General features: G+C 46.0%; 7 protein-coding genes. All 7 read right to left on the bottom strand.

Going from position 1 to position 6098, the window contains the following annotated elements; translation table 11 throughout:
* Positions 1-119 precede the first annotated feature (119 nt).
* Positions 120-1079 carry a tyrosine-type recombinase/integrase gene (locus tag ACYPWY_RS15480; RefSeq protein WP_459686448.1) on the bottom strand — a complete coding sequence of 320 codons (960 nt, stop codon included), beginning with the start codon at positions 1077-1079 and terminating at the stop codon, positions 120-122.
* A 160-nt stretch (positions 1080-1239) separates the two neighbouring features.
* Positions 1240-2640 (bottom strand): group II intron reverse transcriptase/maturase, encoded by a 1401-nt coding sequence (ltrA, locus tag ACYPWY_RS15475; RefSeq protein ID WP_459686447.1) that lies wholly within the window; start codon positions 2638-2640, stop codon positions 1240-1242.
* Positions 2641-3158: 518 nt separating this feature from the next.
* Entirely contained in the window at positions 3159-3758 is a 600-nt protein-coding gene (locus ACYPWY_RS15470) for a DUF6549 family protein (RefSeq protein WP_459686446.1), read from the bottom strand.
* Positions 3755-4048, bottom strand: coding sequence for a DUF7365 family protein (locus ACYPWY_RS15465; protein WP_459686445.1), 294 nt, complete (start codon positions 4046-4048; stop codon positions 3755-3757). The genes ACYPWY_RS15470 and ACYPWY_RS15465 overlap by 4 nt, the downstream gene beginning before the upstream one ends.
* Positions 4049-4214: 166 nt before the next feature.
* The gene (locus tag ACYPWY_RS15460) at positions 4215-4469 is read right to left on the bottom strand and encodes a hypothetical protein (protein ID WP_459686444.1); all 255 of its coding nucleotides are present in this window, start codon (positions 4467-4469) and stop codon (positions 4215-4217) included.
* Complete coding sequence (locus ACYPWY_RS15455) at positions 4441-4857, bottom strand: hypothetical protein (protein WP_459686443.1); 417 nt, start codon at positions 4855-4857, stop codon at positions 4441-4443. Before ACYPWY_RS15455 ends, ACYPWY_RS15460 begins: the two co-directional genes overlap by 29 nt.
* Positions 4858-4869: 12 nt before the next feature.
* A partial coding sequence (dnaB, locus tag ACYPWY_RS15450) for a replicative DNA helicase (RefSeq protein WP_459686442.1) occupies positions 4870-6098 on the bottom strand: 1229 nt, incomplete at its 5' end.

Raw genomic sequence — 6098 nt, 5'->3', positions numbered from 1 at the left:
TTGTTTGACTTATAACATTGGCTATAAGGATTATTCTAATACCTTGAAGAAGATATTTGTGTTCCTGAATGAAATTGTTTATGTAATGCTTTATACCATCCATAATAATTAGTTATCAATTATTCGCCGATAGTAAATTTCAACTTCCTGCGCGGATGTTTCGCCGCAAGAATCTTTTTTTGGCTTTCGATATTGATGTGCGTATAAATTTGAGTTGTGGTAATGGAGCTATGCCCCATCATATTTTGAATATACCGGACATCGACACTCTCTTCCAATAGTAACGTCGCAAATGTGTGGCGGTAAGTATGCGGTGTAACATTTTTTGTAATTCCCGCTTTTGGAACATACTGGTGTAGCATTAACCTCACTGATTGTGTTGAAACAGGCCGGTTGAGCCGATTAAGAAAAAAATAATTGTCGCTATTCGCATGATTGCTACACAGTTTCCGGTATTTTTTTAACAATGATTTAATGTCGGGATTGCATATTTGAATAACCCTCTCCTTGCTCCCTTTCCCGAAAACCTTAATGATTCCTGTTTTCAGGTCTATATCCGGTACTTTTAAGTTGCATAATTCGGAAATTCTCATGCCGGTTGCAAAAAGCAGTTCGATAATGGCAATGTTGCGGATTTGCGACAGGTAAGTGTAATTCTCCGTTTTTGTATTGCCGTTCAGGTCTGTGTATAAAACATCAAATATCTTTTTTACTTCGCTGATTGTCATTACTATCGGGAGCGTTTGGGGTTCCTTGAAGCGAATTTTTATTTTTCGAAATGGATTTATGAAATTGTCATTTTCATATTCCATGTAGTTAAACATGGCTTTTAATGAGGCGACTTTCCGTTTAACCGTTTTGGGTTTAAAATGGTAAATCGTTTGCAAATAAATCTTTATCAACTCTTTTGATATTCCGCTAATATCCTGATTTACGCTCTGTTCGTTAATGTACGATTGAAATTGTTTTAAATCAATGGAATAGGCGTCAATCGTTTTTTGACTTAAATTCTTCTCATACCGGCAATGAAAAATAAATCCGTTCACACAATCCTCCAATAAAATTGTTCCGTTTAGCATATCTATATTATTTAAGTTATTATTGAAAATGGAGTGCAAAGTTCAGTCTAAATAATATAAAATCGAATATTTCGCGATGAAATTGGGTAGGAGAAACGGGATTATTTCCCGTTTCGACCTCCCACACCACCGTGCGTACCGTTCGGTACACGGCGGTTCTTTAATTTACGGGGGCTACTTTGGAATAATAATCGGTAAAGAAAATGTAGCCTGCTCGTTTCAATCGCTCGTTGGAGATAGATGTACTTAGGATAGGGCTGTTGGCGGTGTGCCAATAGCCTTTCCTCGTATTGGCATATTCCCACGCTTTCGCTTTCTTCATCCCCAATTTAATCAGATTGGCGAACTTGGTCTTTATCCGTTTCCACTGTTTCCAAATGACCATCCGTAACCGTCGGCGATACCATTCATCTATTTTCTCAAGTGCGCTCTTCATATCTGCCAACTTATAGTAATTGACCCAGCCCCTTATGTAGGTGTTGCCCGTTTCCTTGCGCCATGCGTCGCCCTTCCCGTTGCTGCGAGAGGTGATTTCGCGTAACCGCGCTTTCATCCTTGACATACTTTTAGGGTGGACGCGCAGTCGGCATTTACCTTTGTACCTGTAAAAACCGTAACCCAAAAACTTCAACTTTGATACATGCGCTATCTCCGTCTTGACTTTGTTTACCCGTAGAAACAACTTGCTTTCGATGTAGGGAACTATGTGCTTGAGTGTACGCTCTGCACTGCGTTTGCTCTTGCACAGTATCATCATATCGTCTGCATAACGTACAAAGGCGTGTCCGCGTGATTCAAGCTCCTTGTCCAACTCGTGCAACAGGATGTTCCCCAACAACGGACTTAACGGGCTGCCTTGAGGCGTGCCTTGTTCTGTCGGCTCGAACTTCCCACCTACTTCTACGCCTGCTCTCAGGTATTTATGGATGAGCGAGATGACTCGCCCGTCCTTGATTGTACGCGACAACACTTCTATCAGTTTACTCTGATTCACTGTGTCAAAGTACTTTTCCAAATCCATATCTACTGCAAAGTCATACCCTGCATCAACATAGTTCCGGACTTTCTTCAATGCCTGATGAGCACTGCGTTTCGGGCGAAAGCCGTAGCTGTTGTCCGAAAACTGTTGCTCGTAAATCGGTGTCAATACTTGATGGATGGCCTGCTGTATCAACCTGTCAATTACCGTCGGGATGCCTAACTGCCGTTTGCCGCCATCACTCTTGGGTATTTCGACCCGTTTGACCGCTTGTGGTTGATAGTTCCCGTTCAATACCGATTGCAATAATTCCTCTTTGTGTCCTCTCAGATAATCTTTCAGTTCGCTAACTTCCATTTCATCTATCCCCCCTACCCCTTTGTTCCGCACCACTTGTTGGTAGGCGGCGTTCAGATTCGAGGGTGAAAGTACATACTCAAGCATATTGCGCTCTCCTTGCCCCCTTGTGTATTCCGATTCCGTCATCCATAGGAAAGTCTGCCCTCCCGCGTAGCTTTCGAGTGCCGCTCTATCCTTTTGCGGACAGGTATCTTCCGATATTTTCTGCTTTCTTCCTTTCATCTGGTAACTAAAATTTTATTACACTTCTTAAAGTTCTGCCCTTCAAATCTTCGTGAGACTTCCTGTTTTTTTTTCTCTTTCACAGGCTCGTATCCGTTTCTACTATGGCTTCTGCTGACTTCTCACAGCAATTGTTAGCCGTGCTTCTGAAATACTTCTCCGCACGTCTGTGAGACCTCCCGTGGTAAGACAATTAACTTTCATCCCATGCAACCGCAACATTTACACTCCGGTTTCCGGGTAGTAATAGGACTTCGTTTTGTATTGCAAACTCGTCCAACCGGATATGCCTGATGTCGTTCGTGTTCCTCGGTTCGGAACTTTGCCGCCGGCTTCCTTCAGATTCCAACTCACGATGGACACCCTTGCCTTGAGCTAATGGTTGGCTACTACCTGCCCCCATAGTGGACTTGCACCACCAAGTTAATTGCCATGCACGGCACACAACAAAAAATCCGGCAAATACAATTTACCGGATTAATACAATGAAGTAAAGAATACAAAAATAGAATCACAAATTACCTTCTTATCTCCACCACCTCCGAATAGTTGATTTCCACATGCGGATTGTCGGAGGAAATCGTTTGATGCACCGCCTTAACGCCCCACCTCCACCAAAGGAAGCGGTGTTTCGGTTCAATCCAGACCGCCTGCCGCAGGGTAACAGGCAGGCGGATATTTCCCGACAAGTGATTGTTTTCAATAATGCCACTAACCTGCAAATAGGGCGTATTCACTTCAACGGCTTTCACGGCAATACGGACAGTATCACGGATAACGACAGAATCTCGCAAGTCAGCCTCAAGGGGTGCATTGACGGACAGTTCGTGCTTTGCCGCCATTTTCAGGTTGCGGAGTTCCACGCCCATTTGCTTGATTTTCTCCAAATCCGCTGTCCTGTAAAGTTCGTATTCGTCCACCATCAGGCTCAGCGTTTTCACATCTACCGCCGTTGTTGCGGAATCAATCTTCATTCGTTTTACTTCTGATAGCAGGGCATTTGTATTGCCTTTGTAAGTGTTTCGTTCTGCTTCCAACTGTTTGCCATGCCGGTAAAGGAAGAATGTAGCGCTGCTCATTAAAGCAACCGCCGCTATCAAAATACAGTTTAGTTTCATCGCCTTTTGTCTTTTAAGAGTTCCTTGATATCCGCCCGCATTTCGCGCAGGTCGGTTTGAATGGAGGCGAACTGCGCCATATTTGCCTCGAATACCGCCTTGTCCAATTTGATTTCATCAATCCGTTCGTACTGGTCCTTGATTTTGAGTTCCAGCGTATTGCACTGCGCCTCCAGTTCCGTAATCCTGGCGGTATTGTCCGTATGCTGCACATACAGGGTCACGATAAAGGAAACTACCATGATAATGGCCTTGAAATTGTCCACGACAAATGTTTTTACCTGTGTCATATTTAATTACGAATTAAAAATTACGAAATAATTCAGTCTATCTGTTGTTTATTGGATTAAAATTGAAAATGCCTCCTTAACCGCCGTAATAAGCGCTACGGCTGCTTCGCTGTTCCAAAAGCCATAAACGGCCAATGCAATGACCAATGCGATATAAATCGCCCTTTCAGCCGTTTTCCGGCTCAATCGAAATCTCGTCTTTTTCTTCATTATCATTACCATTTGTTTTTGTTCCGGGTACAATGACGTTGAATACCACGCCGCCTTCGCCCTCAATTCGCAGCCGGGTCTCGTGGATATGCTTGACGGGATAGAGTTCCATCAAGGCTTTGGCGGCATTGACGGCAACCGCCCGTAACGGCGCCGGCGAAAGGTGCGTACCGAAACGGTCGTCAAATGTTGCCGTCGCCGTTTCCTCCATAACCGCCTTCAGCGTTTCCGTCAGTTGGAGCTTGAGGGCGAGGATTTCCGTTTCCGCCTGTTGACTGCTGTCTTTTTCCGTATCCATTTAATTGTCTTTTTGTAAGAATAGCCTGTTTGTCCGCTTCAGGTTTTTGCTTGGCCAGTAATTTTTCCATTAATGCCTGATAGAATATGTCGGCCAAGGCATTGGCGCAGCTTTCGGCATCCGCCAGCGAATGAATCAGCCGCATATTGAAGGATACGTCCAAATTATATCCGGTAACGGCAGCCATCAATTCGTTGCCCTCGTAGTCCAGTACGCCGTACATCATACGCTCCGAAGTTTTGAACGATACGGTTTCTTCTTCTTTACTTTTTTCTTTTACCTCCCTGACTTCTTCTTCCATATCCCTGTTTATTTAAAATGGAGTCCCTGCCGCAGGAAACATGTTCCCGTACCCCTTCGTATCGTAATCGTAAATCCTTGTCAGGCTTTCGTTGTATTTGAACTTGACAATGCCGGTCTTACCGTTGCGGTACTTGGACACAATCAGTTCGCCGTAGCCTTTTTCGGCGTTCCTGTCGTAATACTCCGGACGATGGATAAAAACCACCATGTCCGCATCCTGCTCTATCGCTCCCGACTCGCGCAGGTCAGCCAGCACGGGTATCTTATTATTGCGCCTTTCCACTTCGCGGCTGAGTTGTGAAAGCAGGATAACCGGCACATCTAATTCACGGGCTATCAGTTTTGCTTCACGGCTCATCTGGCTGACTTCGTTTTCGCGGTTGCGGTTGCGGTCGCCCTTTTCTACTGCCAATTGCAGGTAGTCGATAATAACCAGACTGCATTGTCCCTTCTTTTTCAGTATCCGGCAGCGGTTACGGATGTATCCCATGGTAACCGCTGCGTTTGAATCCACATAAACAGGCAGGCTGTACAGCTTCGCGGCGGCGTTTTCCACCTCCATGGTTTCCTGTCCGCTTAACCGCCCGATCCTGAATTTATCGCCATCCACATCCGCCCGGGACAGTAGCAGCCGGTTCCCAAGGCTTATGTCCGACATTTCCAGCGAGAACAGGGCTACCGCTGCGTCCGCCTCAGCCGCTTTTCGTGCAAAATGCAGCGCCACGGCTGTTTTTCCCATCGACGGACGCGCCGCCAGGATAATCAGGTCGGACTTCTGCCAGCCGCCGGTTATCCTGTCCAAATCGGCCAATCCTGTCGTTATTCCCGGCTGTACGCCTTTTTCCGCCTGTGCCTTGCGGCGGTACATCGCCTCTATTGTCAGGCTCAGGATTTCGCTTAAAGGCTTTACGTCGCCCTGTCCGATAACCGCTTCCTGCAATGTCTCCATCCTTTGGGAGTTTCCATGCAGGATATCGTCAATGTCTTCCGTCTCGTCAAAGGCGAGCGAGGAATCCATCAGGCAAATCTCTATGAATTTGCGCCGGATGTACTGTTGCTTGATAATCCGGCAGTGGTATTCCAGATGCGCCGACGAAGCGACGCTGTTGGTCAGGCGGGCGATGCCGTAGCCTCCTCCTGCTTCTTCCAGCAAGCCGTCGCTACGCAGCTGTTCCATAACGGTCAGCATGTCGATAGCCTTATAGCCGGCAGCTAACCGGCAGGCAGCTTCATAGACAA

Source organism: Viscerimonas tarda, from assembly GCF_054601255.1.
The sequence above is the reverse complement of the archived record's forward strand: the minus strand, read 5'-3'. Positions and strand labels throughout refer to the sequence as shown.

Bases quoted from the DNA above. Each gene is read 5' to 3' on its own strand.
- ltrA (WP_459686447.1), bottom strand. From the start codon at position 2,640: ATGAAAGGAAGAAAGCAGAAAATATCGGAAGATACCTGTCCGCAAAAG.
- ACYPWY_RS15465 (WP_459686445.1), bottom strand. From the start codon at position 4,048: ATGACACAGGTAAAAACATTTGTCGTGGACAATTTCAAGGCCATTATC.
- ACYPWY_RS15480 (WP_459686448.1), bottom strand. From the start codon at position 1,079: ATGCTAAACGGAACAATTTTATTGGAGGATTGTGTGAACGGATTTATT.
- ACYPWY_RS15455 (WP_459686443.1), bottom strand. From the start codon at position 4,857: ATGGAAGAAGAAGTCAGGGAGGTAAAAGAAAAAAGTAAAGAAGAAGAA.
- ACYPWY_RS15470 (WP_459686446.1), bottom strand. From the start codon at position 3,758: ATGAAACTAAACTGTATTTTGATAGCGGCGGTTGCTTTAATGAGCAGC.
- ACYPWY_RS15460 (WP_459686444.1), bottom strand. From the start codon at position 4,469: ATGGAGGAAACGGCGACGGCAACATTTGACGACCGTTTCGGTACGCAC.